General features: G+C 40.5%; 24 protein-coding genes. 21 read left to right on the top strand and 3 right to left on the bottom strand.

Going from position 1 to position 20,673, the window contains the following annotated elements; all coding sequences use genetic code 11:
• The first annotated feature begins 14 nt into the window (after positions 1 to 14).
• The 5 genes from LI126_RS10960 to LI126_RS10940 all read left to right on the top strand — a co-directional run bounded on the left by LI126_RS10960 (position 15) and on the right by LI126_RS10940 (position 3,188).
• Positions 15 to 812 (top strand): pilus assembly protein, encoded by a 798-nt coding sequence (locus LI126_RS10960; RefSeq protein WP_227165384.1) that lies wholly within the window; start codon positions 15 to 17, stop codon positions 810 to 812.
• A complete protein-coding gene (locus LI126_RS10955) occupies positions 800 to 1,276 on the top strand; it encodes a prepilin peptidase (protein WP_055165931.1) in 477 nt (158 codons plus the stop codon). Before LI126_RS10960 ends, LI126_RS10955 begins: the two co-directional genes overlap by 13 nt.
• Positions 1,263 to 1,661 carry a TadE family protein gene (locus tag LI126_RS10950; RefSeq protein WP_020437070.1) on the top strand — a complete coding sequence of 133 codons (399 nt, stop codon included), beginning with the start codon at positions 1,263 to 1,265 and terminating at the stop codon, positions 1,659 to 1,661. The genes LI126_RS10955 and LI126_RS10950 overlap by 14 nt, the downstream gene beginning before the upstream one ends.
• Positions 1,649 to 2,497 (top strand): DUF6382 domain-containing protein, encoded by an 849-nt coding sequence (locus LI126_RS10945; protein WP_227165383.1) that lies wholly within the window; start codon positions 1,649 to 1,651, stop codon positions 2,495 to 2,497. The genes LI126_RS10950 and LI126_RS10945 overlap by 13 nt, the downstream gene beginning before the upstream one ends.
• Positions 2,498 to 2,567: 70 nt before the next feature.
• Complete coding sequence (locus LI126_RS10940; protein ID WP_055145135.1) at positions 2,568 to 3,188, top strand: rhomboid family intramembrane serine protease; 621 nt, start codon at positions 2,568 to 2,570, stop codon at positions 3,186 to 3,188.
• Between the two features lie 4 nt (positions 3,189 to 3,192).
• On the opposite strand, the gene LI126_RS10935 is transcribed toward LI126_RS10940, so the two are convergent.
• Complete coding sequence (locus LI126_RS10935; RefSeq protein WP_227165382.1) at positions 3,193 to 3,936, bottom strand: sensor histidine kinase; 744 nt, start codon at positions 3,934 to 3,936, stop codon at positions 3,193 to 3,195.
• A 186-nt stretch (positions 3,937 to 4,122) separates the two neighbouring features.
• Here LI126_RS10935 and LI126_RS10930 point away from each other — a divergent pair, with 186 nt between their 5' ends.
• Together LI126_RS10930 and LI126_RS10925 are read left to right on the top strand one after the other, a co-directional pair.
• Positions 4,123 to 4,530, top strand: a complete 408-nt coding sequence (locus LI126_RS10930; protein WP_020437067.1) for an HIT family protein — start codon at positions 4,123 to 4,125, stop codon at positions 4,528 to 4,530.
• A gap of 13 nt (positions 4,531 to 4,543) precedes the next feature.
• Positions 4,544 to 5,107, top strand: coding sequence for an RNA polymerase sigma factor (locus LI126_RS10925; RefSeq protein WP_055171266.1), 564 nt, complete (start codon positions 4,544 to 4,546; stop codon positions 5,105 to 5,107).
• A gap of 129 nt (positions 5,108 to 5,236) precedes the next feature.
• Here the strand turns inward: LI126_RS10925 and LI126_RS10920 are convergent, their stop codons facing one another.
• Positions 5,237 to 6,304, bottom strand: a complete 1,068-nt coding sequence (locus tag LI126_RS10920; protein ID WP_227165381.1) for an undecaprenyldiphospho-muramoylpentapeptide beta-N-acetylglucosaminyltransferase — start codon at positions 6,302 to 6,304, stop codon at positions 5,237 to 5,239.
• A gap of 141 nt (positions 6,305 to 6,445) precedes the next feature.
• Between LI126_RS10920 and LI126_RS10915 the strand changes: the two genes are divergently transcribed.
• Positions 6,446 to 7,216 carry a DUF4367 domain-containing protein gene (locus LI126_RS10915; RefSeq protein WP_227165405.1) on the top strand — a complete coding sequence of 257 codons (771 nt, stop codon included), beginning with the start codon at positions 6,446 to 6,448 and terminating at the stop codon, positions 7,214 to 7,216.
• Between the two features lie 76 nt (positions 7,217 to 7,292).
• Positions 7,293 to 7,790, top strand: coding sequence for a DUF6147 family protein (locus tag LI126_RS10910; RefSeq protein ID WP_227165380.1), 498 nt, complete (start codon positions 7,293 to 7,295; stop codon positions 7,788 to 7,790).
• 261 nt (positions 7,791 to 8,051) lie between these two features.
• Here the strand turns inward: LI126_RS10910 and LI126_RS10905 are convergent, their stop codons facing one another.
• Complete coding sequence (locus LI126_RS10905) at positions 8,052 to 8,294, bottom strand: TIGR03905 family TSCPD domain-containing protein (protein ID WP_227165379.1); 243 nt, start codon at positions 8,292 to 8,294, stop codon at positions 8,052 to 8,054.
• A gap of 262 nt (positions 8,295 to 8,556) precedes the next feature.
• On the opposite strand from LI126_RS10905, the gene LI126_RS10900 reads away from it, so the two are divergent.
• The 12 genes from LI126_RS10900 to LI126_RS10845 all read left to right on the top strand — a co-directional run bounded on the left by LI126_RS10900 (position 8,557) and on the right by LI126_RS10845 (position 20,629).
• The gene (locus tag LI126_RS10900; RefSeq protein ID WP_055165945.1) at positions 8,557 to 9,384 is read left to right on the top strand and encodes a hypothetical protein; all 828 of its coding nucleotides are present in this window, start codon (positions 8,557 to 8,559) and stop codon (positions 9,382 to 9,384) included.
• A gap of 187 nt (positions 9,385 to 9,571) precedes the next feature.
• On the top strand, positions 9,572 to 10,651 hold the full coding sequence (locus LI126_RS10895; protein WP_015527648.1) for a 6-phosphofructokinase: 1,080 nt from the start codon (positions 9,572 to 9,574) through the stop codon (positions 10,649 to 10,651).
• Positions 10,652 to 10,654: 3 nt separating this feature from the next.
• Complete coding sequence (gene dnaX, locus LI126_RS10890) at positions 10,655 to 12,247, top strand: DNA polymerase III subunit gamma/tau (protein WP_054753662.1); 1,593 nt, start codon at positions 10,655 to 10,657, stop codon at positions 12,245 to 12,247.
• A 2-nt stretch (positions 12,248 to 12,249) separates the two neighbouring features.
• On the top strand, positions 12,250 to 12,603 hold the full coding sequence (locus LI126_RS10885) for a YbaB/EbfC family nucleoid-associated protein (RefSeq protein WP_015527646.1): 354 nt from the start codon (positions 12,250 to 12,252) through the stop codon (positions 12,601 to 12,603).
• Complete coding sequence (recR, locus tag LI126_RS10880; protein ID WP_015527645.1) at positions 12,603 to 13,199, top strand: recombination mediator RecR; 597 nt, start codon at positions 12,603 to 12,605, stop codon at positions 13,197 to 13,199. Before LI126_RS10885 ends, recR begins: the two co-directional genes overlap by 1 nt.
• A 33-nt stretch (positions 13,200 to 13,232) precedes the next feature.
• The gene (locus LI126_RS10875; protein ID WP_155203428.1) at positions 13,233 to 14,321 is read left to right on the top strand and encodes a LacI family DNA-binding transcriptional regulator; all 1,089 of its coding nucleotides are present in this window, start codon (positions 13,233 to 13,235) and stop codon (positions 14,319 to 14,321) included.
• Between the two features lie 342 nt (positions 14,322 to 14,663).
• Positions 14,664 to 15,317 (top strand): fructose-6-phosphate aldolase, encoded by a 654-nt coding sequence (gene fsa / locus LI126_RS10870; protein WP_015527644.1) that lies wholly within the window; start codon positions 14,664 to 14,666, stop codon positions 15,315 to 15,317.
• 60 nt (positions 15,318 to 15,377) lie between these two features.
• Positions 15,378 to 16,214 carry a transketolase gene (locus LI126_RS10865; RefSeq protein WP_015527643.1) on the top strand — a complete coding sequence of 279 codons (837 nt, stop codon included), beginning with the start codon at positions 15,378 to 15,380 and terminating at the stop codon, positions 16,212 to 16,214.
• Positions 16,202 to 17,143 (top strand): transketolase family protein, encoded by a 942-nt coding sequence (locus tag LI126_RS10860; protein ID WP_020436972.1) that lies wholly within the window; start codon positions 16,202 to 16,204, stop codon positions 17,141 to 17,143. Before LI126_RS10865 ends, LI126_RS10860 begins: the two co-directional genes overlap by 13 nt.
• A 253-nt stretch (positions 17,144 to 17,396) precedes the next feature.
• Entirely contained in the window at positions 17,397 to 18,515 is a 1,119-nt protein-coding gene (locus LI126_RS10855; protein ID WP_055165956.1) for a LysM peptidoglycan-binding domain-containing protein, read from the top strand.
• Positions 18,516 to 18,601: 86 nt separating this feature from the next.
• Positions 18,602 to 19,798 carry a DUF5711 family protein gene (locus LI126_RS10850; RefSeq protein WP_055171255.1) on the top strand — a complete coding sequence of 399 codons (1,197 nt, stop codon included), beginning with the start codon at positions 18,602 to 18,604 and terminating at the stop codon, positions 19,796 to 19,798.
• 9 nt (positions 19,799 to 19,807) lie between these two features.
• Positions 19,808 to 20,629 carry a CvpA family protein gene (locus tag LI126_RS10845; protein WP_055171253.1) on the top strand — a complete coding sequence of 274 codons (822 nt, stop codon included), beginning with the start codon at positions 19,808 to 19,810 and terminating at the stop codon, positions 20,627 to 20,629.
• The last annotated feature ends 44 nt before the right edge of the window (positions 20,630 to 20,673 follow it).

The raw sequence follows: 20,673 nt of genomic DNA, 5'->3' as shown, positions 1-20,673 counted from the left end.
AAGGAAAAGCTGCGATGTCAAATAAACAGGTAAAAAATACCAGTCCAACAAGAGAAAGGGCATCTGCACCGGGGGTAAGAGCAAGTGTAACAATAGAAGCTGCATTTGCAGTTCCCCTCTTTATGTTTGCAGTATTAAGTTTGATTTTTTTAATTGAAATCCAGAGTATACGAGGCTGCATCCATGCAGCAGGAAGTGATGCAGCCAAACAGGCAGCAGAGTCAACGGCTGTCCTTCCTGTATTGAATACAATTCAATTAAAATCAGATTTGGTGAATCTGATTGGAGAAGAAAGAATTGAGAGAAGTATTCTGAATGGTGGTACATCAGCTATCAGTTGCTGGAAGTCTTATTGGATTCCGGGAACAGAAGAGATAAATGTTGTTATCGAGTACAAGATAAAGATTCCGGTTCCATTAATGAAAAGTCCTTCGGTGAAGTTGAAAGATGAGTTTAAAGTCAGTGCATGGAATGGTTATCAAAAAGATAGAAAGGGAAATGAAGACGGACAGATTGTCTATATCACAGAAAAAGGAACAGTATGGCATTCAGATTATCAGTGCAGCTATCTTCAATTATCTATTCAATATGTTCAATATTCAGAATTAAAAAATATGAGAAATGAAGGTGGAGGAAAATACCATAAATGTGAGCAATGTGTTTATGGACAGGCAATGAATGGTGTATATATTACCAGTTATGGAAACCGGTATCACAACTCATTGAATTGCAGTTCTCTGAAGAGAACAATACGTGCAGTTCATAAAAGCGAAGTAGCAGGAAGAGGAGGATGTTCTAAATGTGCAAAATAATGAATGTATTCGGGCAAAATGGAAGGGAAAATCTATGGATGTTTTTTCAAGCTGTTATAGCAGTGTATCTGTTGATTTTGTCTGTGATAGATATTCGTTGGAAGAAAGTAAGTGTAAGAAGTCTTTTGATTTTGCTTGCGATTGCAGTTTTATGTCAGGTACTATGCAGCAAAGGAGAACTCAGGATGATGGTAGCCGGTGGATTGTGTGGAGGTGTATTTCTTTTTTTTAGTTGGTTCACACAAGAGTCATTTGGTTACGGAGATAGCATATTAATTTTGATCCTTGGAATTTTATCTGGGGGATGGAATCTTCTTTGGATTCTGTTTGCTGCATTTCTGATCGCATCTGTTTACGGAGGAATTATGATTGCACGAAAGAAGTATACAAGAAAAAATTCATTTCCATTTATTCCATTTCTGACAGTTGCTTATCTGGGAGGCATGATTGGTGGAGTTTACTGAAAAATATACGAAAAAATACGTGAAAGGAAGTACAGTGGTAGAGATGTCTTACCTTATTCCTTTTTGCTTAATTCTATTTTTTCTGCTCATCACGATCATTTTTTACTTTCATGATAAGGCAATTTTAAACGCAGCGGCAGCGGAAACGGCTGTGACAGGAGTTGAAATGGACAGGAAAAAGATAGAAGACGCAGATCTGGATGCTTTTTTCCGAGAAAGGACGAGTGGAAAATTGATTTTTCTGGAAAATATAACAACCAGAGTTGATCTATCAGGGAAGAAAATAGAGGTAGAAGTTTTTGCATCAAAAGGACGAATGAAGATTCATCTGATACAACGTGCAACGAAGGTGAAACCAGAAGAAAAAGTCAGATGGAAAAAATAGATTTCTGTAAAGCTGAAAAAGTGAAGGGAGAAGAAAATCAGATGGAAGAAAAAAAGACAAATCAGCAGAGCAGAGTGGCAGAATCTGAAATCATAATAGACAGCGTACAACCGTATCGGGAGAATTATCAGATGCGGATGCTTAAGAATAATCGGATTCCCGGATTATTGAGAGTAAGTGGGTGTGGAATGGAAGGTGCAAGTAGATATTATTATCATACAGGACATTCACAGTCGTTGAAAACGTATTATAAAAATAAAGATATCAGAGCAGAAGAGATATTAAAACTGACAAGACAATTTCTCAGTGTTATGGAAAAAATGAAAGATTATATGTTAGAACCAAATTATCTGATGCTTTCAGAAAAATATATTTTTGAAAAGAATGAAAACTATTTTTTCTGTTTTTTTCCAGAGAATGAGAAGACCTGGCAGGTGTCTTATCATGAGCTGACGGAGTATTTTGTAAGGAAAGTTGATTATCAGGATTTGGAGAGTATTCAACTTGCCTGCATGCTTCACAAAGAAACGCTAAAAGAAACGTATGATCTGGAAAGCATACTGCAGCAGTATGAGGAAGAAGCAAAAAACAGGGAAGAAAAGTCCAAAGAAGAGAAGATCAGAGAAGAAAGTAAGAGAGAAAAAGACAGAAGAGAAATGGAAGAAAATCAAAACATTGAGGTACAGGAAAACAGCTATTATAACAAGGCGAGAGAGAATTATGCAGTGATGGAAGAAAAGAGATATGGTCCGATCAAGAAATTTGCAAAACGCTTTAAGTCTGGAAAATGGGGAGAATGGGAAGATCTGATAACAGAAGCCGATGACTATGAATGATATATGGGATGTGGTATAGTATACGCAGATTCAAAAACATATCATAGAAGTCAAAAGGGAGTCAGAAAGAATGAAAGAGAGACCAAAAGAAATAATGACGATCACGTTGATAGGAATCAATATTCTGGTGTTTATTGTTCTTACTATGATCGGACGGACTGAGGATGGTTATTTTATGTTGCAGCATGGAGCAATGTATGAACCGTATATTATAGAAAATCAGGAATACTATCGGCTGTTTACCAGTCTTTTTCTGCATTTTGGAATCTCACATTTATTAAATAACATGGTGCTTTTGTGGGCACTTGGATCGATTTTTGAAAAAGAGGCCGGTAAAATTCGGTTTCTGCTCTGTTATTTTATCAGTGGAATAGGTGGTAATCTGCTGTCTTTGTACTGGAATACCATGCACGACAGACAGATTGTATCTGCCGGGGCATCGGGAGCAATTTTCGGACTAATGGGAGGGTTGCTTTGGATTGTATTTGCGAACAGGGGAAGGCTGGGAACACTGTCAGGAAGAGGCATGCTGATTATGGTTGTACTGAGTCTCTATTTTGGATTTACCAGTACAGGCGTAGATAATCTGGCTCACGTAGGCGGATTGATTTGCGGTTTCCTGACAGCGCTGCTAACCTATCGAAGAAAAAATCAAAAGATCCTAACGGTATCTGATATTAACGATATCTGATATTTTACGCAGGAAGTGTGATCGATACGATTGTTCCATTGGTATGGTCAGATGTAATGTCGATCGTTCCATTATGTGCTTCAATGATTCTTTTGGAAACTGCGAGACCAAGACCGGTACCGTTTTCTTTGGTCGTAAAGAATGGTTCATAAAGCTTATCAACAATTTCAGTCGGAATACCACAGCCGTTATCCTGACATTGAATCAGAATTTTGTTGTCAAGCTTCTTTGCGCGAAACTGCAGACGTGGGGCATACTTACAATCGGCAAGAGCGTCTTTGGCATTTGTAAGTATGTTTAAGAAGACTTCCTCTAATTTGGTGCGATCACCATTGAACCTTTTTATATTCTTATCAATACTGGAAGTCATCTCAATCTTTGATTTTTCAAAGTTGAGAGACATGGCGAACAGAACAGCAGAGTTGCGAAGAACATGTCCAAGAGGAAAGGAAGCACGGTTTAATTGGTTTCCGTTGTTGAGTTCTGTCAGATCATCCAGCAAATCACACATATGTCTGGCGCCATCCATGCATTCTTCCCAGACACAGGAACCTTTAGCAGTTTCAGCATAAAGAGAGCTCATTAATTGCATAGAAGAATAAAGAACAGTCATAGGATTGCGAATCTCATGTGCAATTGTAGCAACAGCAGCGTCATGGTTCTTCAGAAGCTGTGTGATAATCTCTTTTGCATCTTTGTTTGTTTCCATCAGGTGGTTCATTTTTTCAAGATCGATATTTGTTAACATAATACTTACTCCTAATAGTTAGATTTTCTTGAGTTTGGTAAGAGTGTAGCACCACCGAAAACAGCATTCAATAAAAATCATTCGACTATTTTCGACCTTTTTCGACCTGTTGTCTGAAAAATGTATTCTCTTTTTCTGAAAAATGGTCTATACTACAGATAAAATAAAATGGAAAGAGGAAAGATCATGAGAGATGATAATTGTATTTTCTGTAAAATAGCAAATGGAGAGATTCCATCAGCAACATTGTATGAGGATGAGGAGTTCAGAGTAATTCTGGATCTTGGACCGGCATCAAAAGGACATGCGCTGATCCTTCCGAAGAATCATTACCGCAATCTGTATGATATTGACGAGGCAACAGCTTCAAAAGCAATCTGTCTGGCAAAAAAGATGATTACAAAGATGACAGATGTACTTGGATGTGATGGTTATAATATCGTTCAGAACAACGAAGAGGCAGCTGGACAGACGGTATTTCATTTCCATATGCATTTAATCCCAAGATATAAGAATGACAATGTAGGTCTCGGATGGCATATGGGAGAACTTACAGAAGAAGATAAGAAAGAGATACTTGAAAAATTAAAATAGTACTGGAGAAGATATGTTAACAGAAAATCGCGAATTCAATGAGATTTATGAACAATATAAAAATCTCATTCTAAAAGCGGCATATACTTATTCAGGCAGTTATAATGCAGCGGAAGATATTACTCAAGACACTTTTCTGAAACTGTATATGGGATATGACAGCATGAAGAAGAAAAATATTTCTTCATGGCTGTTTACAACGGCAAAAAATGCGGCATTAAATTACAGGAAAAAGCATAGCAGGGAGATCTTCGAGATTGATGAGAATTGGGACAGTGAAGAGGATACCGAGAAAAATGAAGCACAGGTAAACAGTGCTGAGGAACAGTTTCTGGAAGATGAGCTTCAGAAACAAAGGTTAGAGCTTCATGAAAAGATTTTCACCAATTTGATGGAAAAGAATGAAAGATGGTACGATGCTATTGTTCTTGTATATTACATGGAGATGCCTCAGGCAAAAGCAGCAGAATTAATGGGCATTCGACTCGAAGTGCTTCATAGTCTTCTGCACAGAGCAAAGAAATGGATTAAGAAAAAGTACGGAACGGAGTACGAAGAAATGAACCGGGAAGACTAAGAGCAAAACCAAATGTTTACTGTTCAATGTACAAAGAAAAGTATATAAGGAACAGTGGTGCCGATAGTTTCCCGGTATCTTTTTGAATACTGTAGTTTTATGAAGAGTGTTGCCGGTAGATGAACTACATTATTTTGTGGCAGCTTCTTCAATGAGGCCGATAATAGTAGCAATCGGATCCTGCTGCCCAGAATTGTGCATTGCATTTATGAACTGCTCACGGTTTTCGTACAGGTTATGAACTGCATCCAAAAGCGTTGTATTCGTAAGCTGTTCTTCCTCGATTACAAGACTGAATCCTTGACGTTCGAAAGAATGTGCGTTAAGAATCTGATCGCCACGACTTGCACGGGCAGAAAGCGGAATCAGAAGATTCGGTTTTCTAAGAGCAAGCAGTTCACAGATTGCATTCGCACCGGCACGTGAGATAACAACATCTGCAAGAGCAAAGAGATCACGCAGTTCGTTTTTGATATATTCAAACTGACAGTAGCCTTTGATTTCTTTCAGAGAATGATCAACCTTTCCTTTTCCGCAGAGATGGATGATCTGGAACTGTTTCAGCAGTTCAGGAAGGGCAGCACGTACCGCCTCGTTGACAGCTACAGCACCAAGACTTCCGCCGATTACGAGAATGACAGGTTTTTCATCTGTAAAGCCACACATCTTTCTGGCAGCATCCTTATCACCAGTAAGAAGTTCCTGACGAATCGGAGAACCGGTAAGAACTGCTTTTCCCTCCGGAAGAGCATCTAACGTCTCCGGGAAGTTACAGCAGACTTTAACAGCAGATGGAATTGCCAGTTTATTTGCCAGGCCAGGTGTCATATCAGACTCATGAATAATGACCGGAACTTTGCATCGCTTTCCAGCAAGAACAACTGGAACCGAAACAAATCCGCCTTTAGAAAAAATAACATCAGGCTTTAAGCCTTTGATTAACTTACGGGCTTCACCAAAGCCTTTGATCACACGGAATGGATCTGTGAAATTCTGCAGACTGAAATAACGGCGCAGCTTTCCAGAAGAAATTCCATGATATGGAATTCCAAAAGGTTCAATCAGTTCCTTTTCAATTCCATTGTAAGAACCTATGTATTGAATATCATAGCCTAATTCTCTAAGCTTTGGAATCAGGGCTATATTCGGAGTGACATGTCCGGCAGTACCGCCGCCGGTCAATATAATTCGCTTCATAAATTAACCTCCAGATTTAGTGTAGAGTGCTACTGTTCGAAGTAAATTGGGAACACTAGCCTTATAGCATCATATTACCCTTATTTGAAAAAATGTCAAGAAAAACGGGACACACAAACTGGAGAGAATAAGGTGAAGAAAATGAAAAAACTGAAAAAATTATCATTGGAAAATGAAATGAAAAAAGAAGCTGAACAGATTGAAAAGAAAGTCCGTAAGGACAGATCTCTGGATGACATTAAAGTGTCTGATGAGATGGAAAAAGAGCTTTTCAATAAGATTCAGGATTACGAATACGACAAGAGGCATAAAAAAGTCGTCCGCAAAAAGAAGAAAAGCAAGCTTGTAATAGGAGCACTGGCAGCAGTGCTGATTCTGGTGTGCGGAAGTGTGATGACCAGTGTGGGGAGTAAGTCGTATTGGAAAGTTCTGTGGGAACGAGATAATGGGGATGAGAATTCTAATATCATCAATGTGGAGAATATGGAAACAAAAGAATCAGAGGATGTTGATGAGTTGGAAGCTGATAAAGAAATTACTAAGGTAATTGGTACAGCTTTGGTAAAAATTGAATATAAACCAAAAGGAATGAGATTTATTAGATATACAGTAGATAAAGACCAAAGAAAAGTGGTTTTATTTTATGAGTATGGAAAAGAAGTAATAAGATATTCGATGTATACTAATTCAAAAGATTCTTCTTTTGGTGAAAAATCAGTAGATGATTTAATAGATGAATATGAGATTACAACGAATGGGCATAATATTTCGGTGAAAGAGTATTCGATTAAAGGTTCGGAACAAAGAAGATATACAGCAGATTTTGAATACAAGGGTATTCAATATCAAATTAAAGGAAAATTAAAAAGAGAAGAATTAGATGAAATCATAAAAAATTTATTTTTTATGTAAAAAACGCGTAAGTTTTTTAACTCTCAGTTGTTTACTTATCAGAAGACGATAATAAAAAGAGGGGGAAGATAGTCTTATGATAAGTAAAAAAATTGTATCAGTTATAACAAGTGTTATGGTTTTCTGCTGTGTAGCAGGAGTATCTTTGACAAATGTTAAGGCAGATGACAGTGCTCCAAAGTCAGTAGATGGATCATATTTGATATCAGCAGACTCATCTACAGGTTATACACCTAATAATGAACGTGGAAAGCATTTGATGGATGGTCAGTGTTCAATAACGAAAAGCGGAACAAAACGTATTTATACATATGGTGCGACAACAGCGGATCATACAGTAGATGCGTTGGCAGTTATTGTTTATGTAGATCAATATAATGAGAAAGATGGTAAATGGGATCAAATAGATGCATTTTCCAAGAAAGTGGAGAATGATTATTATGTAGCAACATCTAAGTCGATTCAAGTTGACAGAGGATATTACTATCGAGTTCATGCTTCTCACATTGTACGTATGGCAGGATCACCAGATGAAGAAACATTTTCCTACACCGACGGAATCTTAGTCCCATAGGCATCTTTCTCCCACACCAACGGCAGAAGATGCAGTCCGTGGGCTGGCCTAACAGCCGCTGCGCGGTGGTTCGCTCGGATACTCACAAATTAGATTCTAATAGATAAAAGTGAGAGCCTTGTTCCTTGATACACCACAATTGAATAAATGAGCATATAATCACCATAAGCGGCTGTTAATCAGTCCATGGACTAGTAGGGCAGAAGGGAAGGATTGAATCAAGAGTAGCGATCCTTCCCTATTAGTTTGCCATTTTTTAAATTATTTTCCTGTTGCTTCTTTCAGTGCCTGAGCAAGCTGGTCCGGGCAGGAAGTTTTCTTGAATCCACACTGGATTCCTTCCAGGCGTGAGATGGCCTCATCTACATCCATTCCTTCAACCAGATGGGAAATTCCCTGCAGGTTACCGTTACATCCACCAACGAAGGAAACATTATGAATCTTGTTATTTTCGATATCAAAGTGAATGCTCTGAGAACAGACACCTTTTGTTCTATAATCCATATCTAGATATCCTTTCTTTTAAATTTTTAGATCTTTTAGTTACCTTTTGAATTATAGCAAATCGAATATAAAAAAACAATTTTTCTTTTCACATCTTTCAGCATAATTTTCCTCAATACGACAATTTTGATTTTTGCTGTAGAAATCTGTAGAACGATTTATGCGGACAGAATATAAAATCAGGTTTATAATATCTACAAACGTAACGAAGGGAAGGCCCGAACAGTTACGCGCAATATTTTTAAAACCAGGAGGGGTTGCTATGTTAAGAGAACTGGCAGTGAACACAAGAGTCATCTATTACCTGATGGCGCTTCTGGGCATGATCGGAGTGCTGGCAAAAGCAGTGAATCAGCAGACATTGAATCAGATGCTAAAGGCGGCGGGGAATATGTCCAAGAGTACACACCGACTGATAAAACTCGTAAGAGCAAAATACGAACATGCATGTATGGTGCATGACAGTGTAGAGAATACGAATGCATTTGTGGAGAAATATATTTATGAATATAGAGGATTTTTGTTTGGGATTCATACCTGGAGACAGATGGAATTGCTGACGGTGTGGTTTGTTGGAATTCTTGCAGCTCTTGGTGCATTCGAATGTTATATTACTTATGGATTTTCAGATGCGGCGTATCAATATATAGAAACAGGATTAGCGGAGATGGTACTCCTTTTTGTTATCAGTCATCTTTCGGACGAACAGTACAAGCTTAATGCTGTCAGGATGTATATGGTGGATTATCTTGAGAATAATTGTGCATTTCACGTAAAGAGACAGCGGACTACGGATAGAGAAGAATTGAATGTGATCGCTGCAGAGAATACCGGAAAGCAGGAGTGGGAAGAAAAGAAAGGGGAAAGAGAGATTCACAGAGAAGACAACGTACAGAATGGAAATAAAACAAAAGCAGAGAGGACGGAGCTGCCGATCAATATCGAGGGAGAAGCAAGATCGGTAGAGCCGGCAAGGAATCCGAAAGGAAATTCAGAGAGAGACGTAGATAGAGATTCGGAGCGAGATTCAGGAAGAAATGCAGAAAGAGAAGCGGCGATTCGTCAGATTCTGGAAGAATTTTTAACATAACGAAAACTAAAATTTCTTGAGCAGCATTTGTAAATAAGGTATAATAAAAAGCAGTTGGTAGCCGCCGGTCATGGAATATCAGGAATGGCGGCAGGGAAAGAAGAACCAACTGCTTTTTTAGGGCTTATAAACAAGAAAAGAAAGTAACTGATTAAGACAGGTGCAAAGAGTAATAGGAGGAGTTGCTATGTTAAGAATAGGAATGTTGACCAGCGGTGGAGACTGCCAGGCACTTAACGCAGCAATGCGCGGTGTTGTAAAAGGAATTTGCAACAAGCGCAAAGATGTAGAAATCTATGGATTTAAAGATGGATACAAAGGTCTGATCTATTCGGATTTCAATATGTTGACATCAAAGGATTTCTCGGGAATTCTGACACAGGGTGGAACAATTCTTGGTACATCCCGTCAGCCGTTCAAACTGATGCGTGTGCCGGATAAGGATGGAATAGACAAGGTGGAGGCAATGAAGCACACATATCATAAGCTTCATCTGGATTGTCTCGTTATTCTTGGAGGAAATGGAACTCATAAGACAGCAAATCTTCTTCGTGAGGAAGGACTCAATGTAGTGACACTGCCGAAGACGATCGATAACGATCTGTGGGGAACAGACATGACATTTGGATTCCAGAGTGCAGTTGATATCGCAACAGATACGATTGACAGAATCCATACGACAGCAACTTCCCACAGCCGTGTATTTATTATCGAGGTTATGGGTCACAAAGTAGGTCATGTAACTCTGCATGCCGGAATTGCAGGCGGAGCAGACATAATTCTTCTTCCGGAGATCCCATATGATATTAAAGCAATCAAGAATGTGATCGACAAACGTACACAGGCAGGTAAGAGATTTACAATCCTTGCTGTTGCAGAGGGTGCGATTTCCAAAGAAGATGCAAAACTGAAAAAGAAAGAATACAAAGAGAAGCTGGCAAACAGAAAATATCCTTCTATCGCTTACGAACTGGCAGAACAGATTGAAAAAGAGACAGACAAGGAAGTTCGTATCACAGTTCCTGGACATACACAGAGAGGTGGCACACCTTGTGCTTATGACCGTGTATTTGCAACAAGAGTCGGAGCGAAGGCAGCAGAATTGATCCTGAATGAAGAATACGGATATATGGTAGCCATGAGAAATGGTGAGACAGTGAAAGTTCCGTTGGAAGAGGTTGCAGGAAAGCTGAAATATGTTGATCCGAACTGTGGTCTGATCAAAGAAGCGAGAACAATCGGTATCAGCTTCGGAGACGAGGTGTAATTCATGTCATATACGGCGCTATACAGAAAGTTCCGTCCTTCTGAATTCGAAGATGTAAAAGGACAGGATCATATTGTTACAACGCTTCAGAACCAGATTAAGGCGAATAGGATCGGACATGCGTATCTGTTTTGTGGAACGCGAGGAACCGGAAAGACAACGGTTGCGAAAATATTTGCGAAGGCAGTAAACTGTGAGCACCCGGTAAATGGAAGTCCATGCGGAGAGTGTGAGATGTGTAAATCTATCGCTGCCGGCACTTCAATGAATGTGATCGAGATCGATGCTGCATCGAACAATGGTGTTGATAATATCCGTGAGATCCGGGAGGAAGTGACATATCGACCGACAGAAGGTAAGTATAAAGTATACATTATTGACGAGGTGCATATGCTTTCCATCGGAGCATTTAACGCATTGCTTAAGACACTTGAGGAGCCGCCGGAGTATGTTATTTTTATTCTGGCGACGACAGAAGTGCATAAAATCCCAATTACGATTCTTTCCAGATGTCAGCACTATGATTTCAAGAGAATCAGCATTGAGACAATTACAGACCGTATGCGTGATCTGATGCAGACAGAACAGGTAGAAGTGGAAGAAAAAGCACTTCGCTATATCGCAAAGGCGGCAGACGGATCTATGCGTGATGCACTCAGTCTGCTGGATCAGTGTATTGCATTTTATCTGGGGCAGAAGCTGACGTATGATCATGTGCTTGAAGTACTTGGTGCGGTGGATACGGATGTGTTCAGCCGCCTGCTTCGGAAAGTATTGGAAAGAGATGTTGCCGGAGTTCTTGATATCGTGGAAGATCTGGTTATGCAGGGACGTGAACTGACCCAGCTGGCCGCAGATTTTACATGGTATCTGAGAAATTTGCTTTTGGTTAAAACTTCTGATAATATAGAGGACGTGCTGGATGTGTCTACGGAAAATATGCTGCAGCTCAAGGAAGAATCAAAGATGATCGAACTTGATATGCTGTTGCGTTATATCCGTATATTCTCAGAACTTTCCGGTCAGCTGAAGTATGCGACGCAGAAGAGAGTACTTCTGGAAGTTGCACTGATCAAGCTTTGTACTCCGGCGATGGAGACTGGTCAGGATGCACTTCTGGACAGAATCCGTGCGGTAGAAGACAAAGTAGAGAAAGGACTTGCTGCAGCCGCAGATATGCCGCAGCGAGTTGTTTACGTGAATGGAGATGATGCGTCATTATCCGGATCAGGCGTTGCGGGAAGCAGGAAGGCGAAACCGGAGCTGCCGAATGCAATTCCGGAGGATGTGCAGGAAGTGGTGAAGAATTTCCGTTCTATCGCAGATGAAGCGTCAGGTATGATCAGAGGCTTTCTTAAAAAAGCAAGACTGAGTCTTGGTGGTGACAATCGTTTGCTGATTGTACTGCCAGATGCTATGTCGGCAGATATGGTTGGCAGAGAAGATCATGTGCAGGAACTTGAACAGCTCATTGAAGAGAAGATTGGAAAGAAAGTCGAGGTAGATGTCCGTCATGTAGAAGAGGGCAGACACTTTGAGGATACATTTGTGGACATAGAACAGAAAATAAATATGGAAATAACAGTGGAGGATTAGACATGGCAAAGCGTGGAGGATTTCCAGGCGGCGGAATGCCGGGAAATATGGCGAATCTGATGAAGCAGGCACAGAAGATGCAGCGTCAGATGGAAGAGCAGCAGAAAGAACTTGAGACAAAAGAGTTCACAGCAGCTGCAGGCGGCGGAGCAGTAGAAGTAACTGTATCCGGCAAAAGAGAAGTAACAAAAGTAAAACTTGCAGAAGAAGTTGTAGATCCGGACGACATTGAGATGCTGGAAGACCTGATCGTAGCAGCGACAAATGAAGCACTGCGTCAGGTTGAGCAGGAGACAAATGCAGCAGTATCTAAGATGACAGGCGGATTTGGCGGTCTTGGAGGCGGAATGTTCTAATGGATTACTACAGTAATCAGATCAGCCGTCTGATCGAGGAGTTCTCGAGACTTCCGGGAATCGGGAATAAATCAGCACAAAGACTTGCATTTCATGTGATCAATATGCCGGTAGAGCAGGTAGAAGGACTTGCGAATGCGATCGTAGATGCCCGCAAGAATGTCCGTTACTGTAAGGAGTGCTGTACGTTGACGGATAAGGATATCTGCCCAATCTGCAGCAATCCGGACAGAGATCATAAGACAATCATGGTAGTGGAGACACCGCGTGATCTGGCAGCGTATGAGAAGACTGGAAAGTACAACGGAGTCTATCATGTACTTCATGGAGCAATTTCTCCAATGCTTGGAATCGGTCCCGGGGATATCCGTCTGAAAGAATTGATGGAGCGTCTGCAGGGAGATGTGGATGAAGTGATTATTGCGACGAATTCCAGTCTGGAAGGCGAGACAACAGCAATGTATATCAGTAAACTTATCAAACCGGTCGGAATCAAGGTGAGTAGGATTGCCAGTGGTGTTCCGGTTGGTGGTGATCTGGAATATATTGATGAGGTAACACTGCTTCGGGCATTGGAAGGAAGAACAGAATTGTAAAAGCATTTGAGACACCGGCAGGAGGGACTGGCTATGGCGAAGAAAAAAGTTACATCTTCAGATGTGGCAAAGCGCGCGGGAGTTTCACAGGCAACGGTCTCGATGGTACTCAATAAGAAGTATAACGTCTCTTTTTCAAAAGAAGTAATCCAGAAAGTGGAGGCAGCGGCGGAAGAACTGGGGTATGAACTTCCGAAACGTAGAACACAGCGTGGAGAGCGACGAGAAAAACTGCTCGTTGTCATCAGCCCGAACCTGACAAACCCATACTATGTAATGCTTTTGCAAGGAATTGAATCAAGGGCAACAGAGCAGGGGTTCGGAATCTTTGTCTGTAATACACAGAGAGATTTAAAACTGGAAGAGCGTTATCTGAAAATGATCTCGACTCTGAATGCACAGGGAATTATCTATATGTGCAATCCGGGGAAATGCTTTCTCGGACAGCTCAAAGAAATGTCTGAAAGGATTCCGGTTGTTGTGATCAATAATCAGGAGAAGCATTTGGATGTAGATGCAGTGGAGTTGGATAATACAAAGCTTGGAAGATTAATGGGCAGACATCTTCTGGAGCTGGGGCATCAGCATGTGGCATACATTACACCGCCATTAACTGCAAGACAGAAGCAGAGATTCCGCCGGGTAGAAGGTTTTCTGGATGAATTCAGAAAAGCCGGATATGGCGATCAGGTGATTGTAAAAGAAGCAGATGAAGAATTTGACCGGAATGTTCCGGGAATCGATTCAGAGTACCGCATCGGATATGATCTGACAAAAGAACTGCTCCGGACAGAAAAAGATCTCACTGCAATCGTGGGGCTGAATGATATGATCGCATTTGGGATTATGGATGCACTCCAGGATATGAAGTATAAAGTTCCCGGAGATGTCTCGGTTATGGGATGTGATAATACTTTATTTTCCAAAGTTAAGAAAGTGTCACTTACAACGATCGAGCATTTTGTAGTTCACAAAGGAATGGATGCCTGTGATATCATCATGAAAAAGATCAGTTCAAGGGACTGGAAGTATACGGAATTTGAACCGGTCAGTATTTATCATGTGGAATATGAGCCACAGATCGTGGTTCGTGGAACAACGTCTTATGCGAAGACAAAATAGTTGATGTATAGACGTTATATTATTTAAAATTAATAAAAAATAATAAAATTATTACTAATAAAAACAACAAAAACAAACGATTCTGATTTTAGAAAATGTTGATAAAGCCTTTAAAATAAAGATTTTTATACAGAATAAAAACGATTGATATTAACTAATATTAATAAAAACGGTTAATATGTCGGATTATTAAGTGAAAAATGACTATTAATAATTTTTCAGACAGTTGACCTCAGGTTTTGGAAGCTATATAATCAGCTCATAAACAAACGAATTACTGCTGGAAAAACAGTGAGTTGTATCAGTGGTAAGAGGAAGATTCATGTATAGGAGGACTTAAAAATGAAATTTTTTATCGACACGGCTAATGTAGAGGATATCAAGAAAGCAAATGACATGGGAGTGATCTGCGGAGTTACAACAAACCCGTCTCTGATTGCAAAAGAAGGACGTGTTTTTGAAGAAGTTATCGCTGAGATCGCATCTATCGTAGACGGACCAATCAGTGGAGAGGTTAAGGCTACAACAACAGATGCAGAAGGCATGATCGCAGAAGGACGTGAGATTGCAAAGATCCATCCGAACATGGTAGTTAAGATTCCTATGACAGTAGAAGGCCTGAAGGCTGTTAAAGTTCTTACAGCAGAGGGAATCAAGACAAATGTAACTCTGATCTTCACAGCAAACCAGGCACTTCTTGCAGCAAGAGCAGGAGCTACTTATGTTTCTCCGTTCCTTGGACGTCTGGATGACATTTCTACAAAGGGAGTTGACCTCATTGCAGAGATCGTAGAGATGTTCGAAGTAGCAGGAATTGAGACAGAGATTATCGCAGCAAGTGTACGTAATCCAATCCATGTAACAGAATGTGCACTGGCAGGAGCAGATATTGCAACAGTACCTTATAAGGTAATCGAGCAGATGACACATCACCCACTGACAGATGCAGGTATCGAGAAGTTTAAAAAGGATTATATTGCTGTTTTTGGTGAGTAATCCGGGAAATAACGTTAAGACTGAAAATGGAATCAGAATGGAAATTAAAAAGGAGATATCATGAACAAGTTAGAGCTTATGAAAACTGCGAATGAGATCCGGAAAGGGATTGTAACAGCACTGCATAGCGCAAAGGCCGGACATCCAGGTGGATCTCTCTCAGCAACAGAGATTTTTACATACCTTTATTTTGAAGAGATGAACGTAGACCCGAAAGATCCAAAGAAAGCGGATCGCGACCGTTTCGTTCTTTCTAAAGGACACACAGCTCCGGGATTATATTCTACACTTGCGCAGAAAGGATTCTTCCCGAAGGAAGATCTCGTGACACTTCGTCATACAGGATCTTATCTGCAGGGACATCCGGACATGAAACACATTCCAGGTGTTGATATGTCTTCAGGATCTCTGGGACAGGGAATTTCAGCAGCTGTAGGTATGGCAATCGCAGGAAAGCTTGACAATGCAGACTACAGAGTATACACACTGCTCGGAGACGGTGAGATCCAGGAAGGTCAGGTATGGGAGGCTTCCATGCTGGCAGCGCATAGAAAACTGGATAATCTCGTTGTTATCGTTGATAATAACAATCTTCAGATTGACGGAGCAATTACAGAAGTCAACTCTCCGTACCCGATCGATAAGAAGTTTGAGGCATTTAATTTCCATGTAATCAATATTGATGGAAATGACTTTGATCAGATCGATGCTGCATTCAAAGAAGCAAAGACAGTCAAAGGACAGCCGACAGCTATTATTGCTAAGACAGTAAAAGGAAAAGGTGTATCCTTCATGGAGAACCAGGTAGGATGGCACGGAAAAGCTCCGAACGATGAAGAGTACAAGATTGCAATGGAAGAATTAGAGAAAGCAGGTGAAGCATTATGTCAGAAGTAAAGAAGATCGCAACAAGAGACAGCTACGGTAATGCTTTGGCTGAACTCGGAACAGAACATGATAACGTTGTAGTACTTGATGCCGATCTGGCAGCAGCTACAAAGACAGGTGTATTCAAGAAAGCACATCCGGATCGTTTTATCGATTGTGGTATTGCTGAGTCTAATATGATCGGTGTTGCAGCAGGTCTTGCAACAACAGGAAAAGTGCCATTTGCAAGTTCTTTCGCAATGTTCGCAGCAGGACGTGCATTTGAGCAGGTAAGAAACTCTGTTGGATATCCACACCTGAATGTAAAGATTGGTGCAACACATGCCGGAATCTCTGTAGGAGAAGATGGAGCAACACATCAGTGTAATGAGGATATCGCTTTGATGCGTACAATTCCGGGAATGGTTGTAATTAACCCAGCTGATGATGTAGAAGCAAGAGCAGCTGTACGTGCTGCTTACGAGCATCAGGGACCGGTATATCTGAGATTTGGACGTCTCGCAGTGCCGGTGATCAATGACAGACCGGACTACAAGTTTGAGCTTGGAAAAGGTGTTGTGTTAAGAGAAGGAAAAGACCTGACGATCATCGCAACAGGACTTCCTGTAAGTAACTGTCTGGAAGCAGCTGAGAAGCTTGCTGCAGACGGAATTGATGCGAAAGTGATCAACATTCATACGATCAAACCTCTCGATGAGGAACTTGTTGTAGCAGCTGCAAAAGAGACAGGAAAAGTTGTTACAGTTGAAGAGCATTCCGTTATCGGCGGACTTGGAAGTGCTGTATGTGATGTACTTTCAGAGAAAGCTCCGACACAGGTTATGAAGATCGGTGTGAATGATACATTCGGTGAGTCTGGTCCGGCACTTGAGCTTCTGAAGAAGTATGGTCTTGATACAGACAGCATCTACGAGAAAATCAAAGCATTTGCAAAATAATCGGATTTTCGAAAGTAAAATTATAATTTAAAATAAAAAGAACGCTTCGCGCTTTCTGTTTACAGAATATCTGCAATCAGAGAGTACCGGAGCGTTTTTTGATGTTTGGAGATATTAAGAAAATGCCGTGCACGAAAAGTAATATTTGTCGAACTTACCTGACACTAATTGATAAAATCTCCCGATTTCCTTGTGCTATGTTAAGGGCAATCCCCGGGAAATTAAATAAAAGTGATAGAAAGGTGAGTATAAAATGGAGAGACAGATTCCAAAAAATGTGCGTCAGATAGGAAATGTGAGTGATAGTCCAAAAATCTATGTGGAAGATTATGTAGATACTTTTTTTCTTCAGTTAAGTGAAAAAAGCGAGAAAGAAAAACAACCAGAAGGAGCCTTTCTGATTGGTGAAATGCAGAAGCAGGACAATGAAGAATATATTTATATTTATGGTGCGATAAAAATAAAAGAGTTAAAAAAGGAGGGCGGTGAATACCTGATCAATGACAAGATATGGAAATGTGGTTGTGAAGAATGCAGCCAGTATTTTGAAGAAGGAGAAATCATAGGCTGGTTTGTGACAGAGCATGATTTACAGCTGGCTCCGGGTTCTATCAACGTAAAGCTGCATAAAAAATTATTTCCAAAGAAAAATACCGTTCTTGTTATGAAAGATTCGACAAACCAGGAAGATGTATTTTTTGTACATAAGCTGGGAGATCTGATGGAAATTGGAGGACATTATACTTATTACGAGAAGAATCCGTGCATGCAGAATTATATGATTGCAAGTCGAAAAAAAAATGGGGCAGTTCAGACAGAAAATGTGGAAGATACGGCTGCACAAAGCTTTCGTTCTCTGGTACGTGAACGGGGCGGTCAGAAAAGAGAACGAAGGACAGGCAGTCTGATGTATGGAATCAGTACATGCCTTGTACTGGTCCTGATCGTGATGGGTGTTTCTATGATGAATAATTTCAGCAAAATGAAATCCCTCCAGAATAAGATAAATGTGGTTGCCGAGGGGGAAAAGCAAACATCCTCACCTGATGTGAAAGAAACGAGTGGAGCAGCAGCTACTGTGGAGAAAAATCAGGAAGCAGCAGATACAGAAAAGGAATCCGCAGAGATAACGGAAGAAAATGAAGGGGAAGAACAGACGGAAGATAAGAATACAGAAAGTGTTCCGGTTTCCGGGACTGCCGTTGCAGCAGATGAAAATGATGGTATTTATGTGGTGGAAAAAGGAGATACCCTTGCAATTATCAGTAAAAAAATGTATGGAGATGTTAATCATGTAGATGCGATCAGCCGGATGAATGGATTGCAGAATGGGAACCTGATCTATATTGGACAAAAATTGATATTGCCATAAATCCGTGTTATACTGTGAAAGACAAGTGAAAGCTAAAAGTGTATCAACAGAAAAAGGTGCACTGGACAAACGATAAGGGGAGCAATATGGCGCGAAAGAAAATGTCGAATTTACAGGTGGTAAAAACGCAGGATGATAGAAAAGCGCTGAGACAAAGGGAAAGAAGGATCAAACGTCGGAGAAGAAAAGAACTTCTTACCTATATCATCCTGATTGCGATGGCAATCTGCGGAACATACCTCCTTTTAGATAGTAAGACTTATGGCACAGTCCGCAAGGCAGACAGTTACGCGAAAGACCTTTCGGACACGAATAATTACGTTCAGTTTGCAGATGGAATTGTGCGTTATAATCATGACGGTGTGGTATTTCTAAATAAGAAGAATGAGGAAAAGTGGATTCAGCCAACACAGCTTCAGACACCGGTGATAGTTGTGAAAGACGATGTGTTTGCGGTTGCTGACAGCGGAGGCAACAGTATTCTTGTATTTACAAAAAATGGGTTGAAAGGTGAGATTCAGACGACATTACCGATCGAGAGAATCGCAGTATCGAATCAGGGAATTGTCAGTGCAATTTTAAAAGATGAGACTTCACCGAAAATCATATCCTATGATGCGGCAGGAAATATTCTGGTAGAGCAGCAGATTACGATTGGAAATACAGGATATCCGATCGCATTGGATTTGTCTGATGATGGAAAGGTTCTGGCAGTTTCTTATCTTTATACCAAAGGAACACAGGTGCAGAGCAGGATCGGATATTATAATTTTGATACTGCCGGCAAAGAGAAGGCAGATAACAAAGTGACAGCAGATACTTATGAAGATATGCTGATCGGCGAGATTTTCTTTATGGGAAATGACAGATCTGTTGCAGTTGGAGATAATGGATTTGAGATTTATACAGGAAAAGATACTCCAAAGCAGACAAAAGAAGTGAAAGTGAATCAAGAGATAAAAAGTGTTTTCCATTCGGATTCTTATTTTGGATTTGTCCTGCTTAATCAGGAGAAGTCAGGGTATGAGTTGAGAATGTATAATCAATCAGGAGATACTGTGTTCAGTAAAGAGATACAGGGAGATTATAGTCATGTAAAGATGGATGGAGACAATATCATTCTGTATGATGGAAGTAAGTGCTGTATTTATACAACGACAGGAATCCTGAAGTTTAAGGGAGACCTGGGAGCAGATGCGCAGGAAATCTTTGATGCATTTGGCCTGAACAGATACTATGTGATGAGTGATAATGAACTGCGAATTGTTTATTTGACAAAATAGGAGAGATATATGGAGAATTGGTTGTTACTTGCAGTCGGGATTGTGTTTTTAGTCTGCATGATTGCCGGCTTTGTGAAGGGATTTCTCAGAATTGGTTTATCCCTTCTGTCAACAATATTGACACTGGTACTGGTGTCATTCCTTTCCCCATACGTGTCGGATGCGCTGATGAAGCATACACCGGCGCAGGACGTACTGGAGAAGAAGATAGTGGAAGCATTTATGCCAGAGATTTCAGCAGATGATCTGTTGAAAGCGAATCTCAGTGGAACACCTCTGGAGAATTTAACGGTAGACCAGATTAAATCATTAAGCGAATCTGGATGGGACAAACTGGGGATAACTGCACAGGATATCCTGAAAGTGGTCGGAGATCTTCCAAAGGATACACAGATCCGTGAGATTGAGAATTCAATGCTGCCACAGTTTTTGAAAGATGCATTGCTGGAAAATAATAATACTGCGATTTATGAAGAACTGGATGTTACAACTTTCCCAGAATATGTTGCGGCCTATATTTCACGAATGCTCCTCAATGTTGTGTCATTTCTTGTGACATTTTTGATTGCGATCATTCTTGTAAGCGCATTGATGTATGCGGTGAATATTATTGGTGAACTTCCGTTACTTGGTGCGATTAATCATCTGGCGGGAGGAGTGCTTGGAATTGGTCTGGGATTTATTATCGTATGGATCGCATTCCTTGTGCTGACTCTGATTTATACGACAGAGATTGGAACAACATGTTATGCGATGGTTGAGCAGAGCGCGATCTTGACGTTTTTGTACAACCATAATCCGCTGTTGATCTGGTTACTTGGATTCCGGTAGGAAAAATAAAAGAAAAATATTAAAAATAGGGTTGACACTCTCAA

The sequence above is a fragment of the Mediterraneibacter sp. 210702-DFI.5.30 genome, assembly GCF_020560115.1.
GTDB classification, from domain to species: domain Bacteria; phylum Bacillota; class Clostridia; order Lachnospirales; family Lachnospiraceae; genus Mediterraneibacter; species Mediterraneibacter faecis.
This window is presented reverse-complemented; position numbering and strand designations above follow the sequence as displayed.

What these genes read in the sequence shown, in the direction of transcription:
- LI126_RS10875 (WP_155203428.1), top strand. Translation starts at nt 13,233, where the DNA reads ATGGCGAAGAAAAAAGTTACATCTTCAGATGTGGCAAAGCGCGCGGGA.
- LI126_RS10945 (WP_227165383.1), top strand. Translation starts at nt 1,649, where the DNA reads ATGGAAAAAATAGATTTCTGTAAAGCTGAAAAAGTGAAGGGAGAAGAA.
- LI126_RS10920 (WP_227165381.1), bottom strand. Translation starts at nt 6,304, where the DNA reads ATGAAGCGAATTATATTGACCGGCGGCGGTACTGCCGGACATGTCACT.
- LI126_RS10915 (WP_227165405.1), top strand. Translation starts at nt 6,446, where the DNA reads ATGAAAAAACTGAAAAAATTATCATTGGAAAATGAAATGAAAAAAGAA.
- LI126_RS10940 (WP_055145135.1), top strand. Translation starts at nt 2,568, where the DNA reads ATGAAAGAGAGACCAAAAGAAATAATGACGATCACGTTGATAGGAATC.
- LI126_RS10895 (WP_015527648.1), top strand. Translation starts at nt 9,572, where the DNA reads ATGTTAAGAATAGGAATGTTGACCAGCGGTGGAGACTGCCAGGCACTT.
- LI126_RS10900 (WP_055165945.1), top strand. Translation starts at nt 8,557, where the DNA reads ATGTTAAGAGAACTGGCAGTGAACACAAGAGTCATCTATTACCTGATG.
- LI126_RS10935 (WP_227165382.1), bottom strand. Translation starts at nt 3,936, where the DNA reads ATGTTAACAAATATCGATCTTGAAAAAATGAACCACCTGATGGAAACA.
- LI126_RS10850 (WP_055171255.1), top strand. Translation starts at nt 18,602, where the DNA reads ATGGCGCGAAAGAAAATGTCGAATTTACAGGTGGTAAAAACGCAGGAT.
- LI126_RS10845 (WP_055171253.1), top strand. Translation starts at nt 19,808, where the DNA reads ATGGAGAATTGGTTGTTACTTGCAGTCGGGATTGTGTTTTTAGTCTGC.
- LI126_RS10930 (WP_020437067.1), top strand. Translation starts at nt 4,123, where the DNA reads ATGAGAGATGATAATTGTATTTTCTGTAAAATAGCAAATGGAGAGATT.
- LI126_RS10885 (WP_015527646.1), top strand. Translation starts at nt 12,250, where the DNA reads ATGGCAAAGCGTGGAGGATTTCCAGGCGGCGGAATGCCGGGAAATATG.
- LI126_RS10855 (WP_055165956.1), top strand. Translation starts at nt 17,397, where the DNA reads ATGGAGAGACAGATTCCAAAAAATGTGCGTCAGATAGGAAATGTGAGT.
- recR (WP_015527645.1), top strand. Translation starts at nt 12,603, where the DNA reads ATGGATTACTACAGTAATCAGATCAGCCGTCTGATCGAGGAGTTCTCG.
- dnaX (WP_054753662.1), top strand. Translation starts at nt 10,655, where the DNA reads ATGTCATATACGGCGCTATACAGAAAGTTCCGTCCTTCTGAATTCGAA.
- LI126_RS10925 (WP_055171266.1), top strand. Translation starts at nt 4,544, where the DNA reads ATGTTAACAGAAAATCGCGAATTCAATGAGATTTATGAACAATATAAA.
- LI126_RS10955 (WP_055165931.1), top strand. Translation starts at nt 800, where the DNA reads ATGTGCAAAATAATGAATGTATTCGGGCAAAATGGAAGGGAAAATCTA.
- fsa (WP_015527644.1), top strand. Translation starts at nt 14,664, where the DNA reads ATGAAATTTTTTATCGACACGGCTAATGTAGAGGATATCAAGAAAGCA.
- LI126_RS10905 (WP_227165379.1), bottom strand. Translation starts at nt 8,294, where the DNA reads ATGGATTATAGAACAAAAGGTGTCTGTTCTCAGAGCATTCACTTTGAT.
- LI126_RS10910 (WP_227165380.1), top strand. Translation starts at nt 7,293, where the DNA reads ATGATAAGTAAAAAAATTGTATCAGTTATAACAAGTGTTATGGTTTTC.
- LI126_RS10865 (WP_015527643.1), top strand. Translation starts at nt 15,378, where the DNA reads ATGAACAAGTTAGAGCTTATGAAAACTGCGAATGAGATCCGGAAAGGG.
- LI126_RS10860 (WP_020436972.1), top strand. Translation starts at nt 16,202, where the DNA reads ATGTCAGAAGTAAAGAAGATCGCAACAAGAGACAGCTACGGTAATGCT.
- LI126_RS10960 (WP_227165384.1), top strand. Translation starts at nt 15, where the DNA reads ATGTCAAATAAACAGGTAAAAAATACCAGTCCAACAAGAGAAAGGGCA.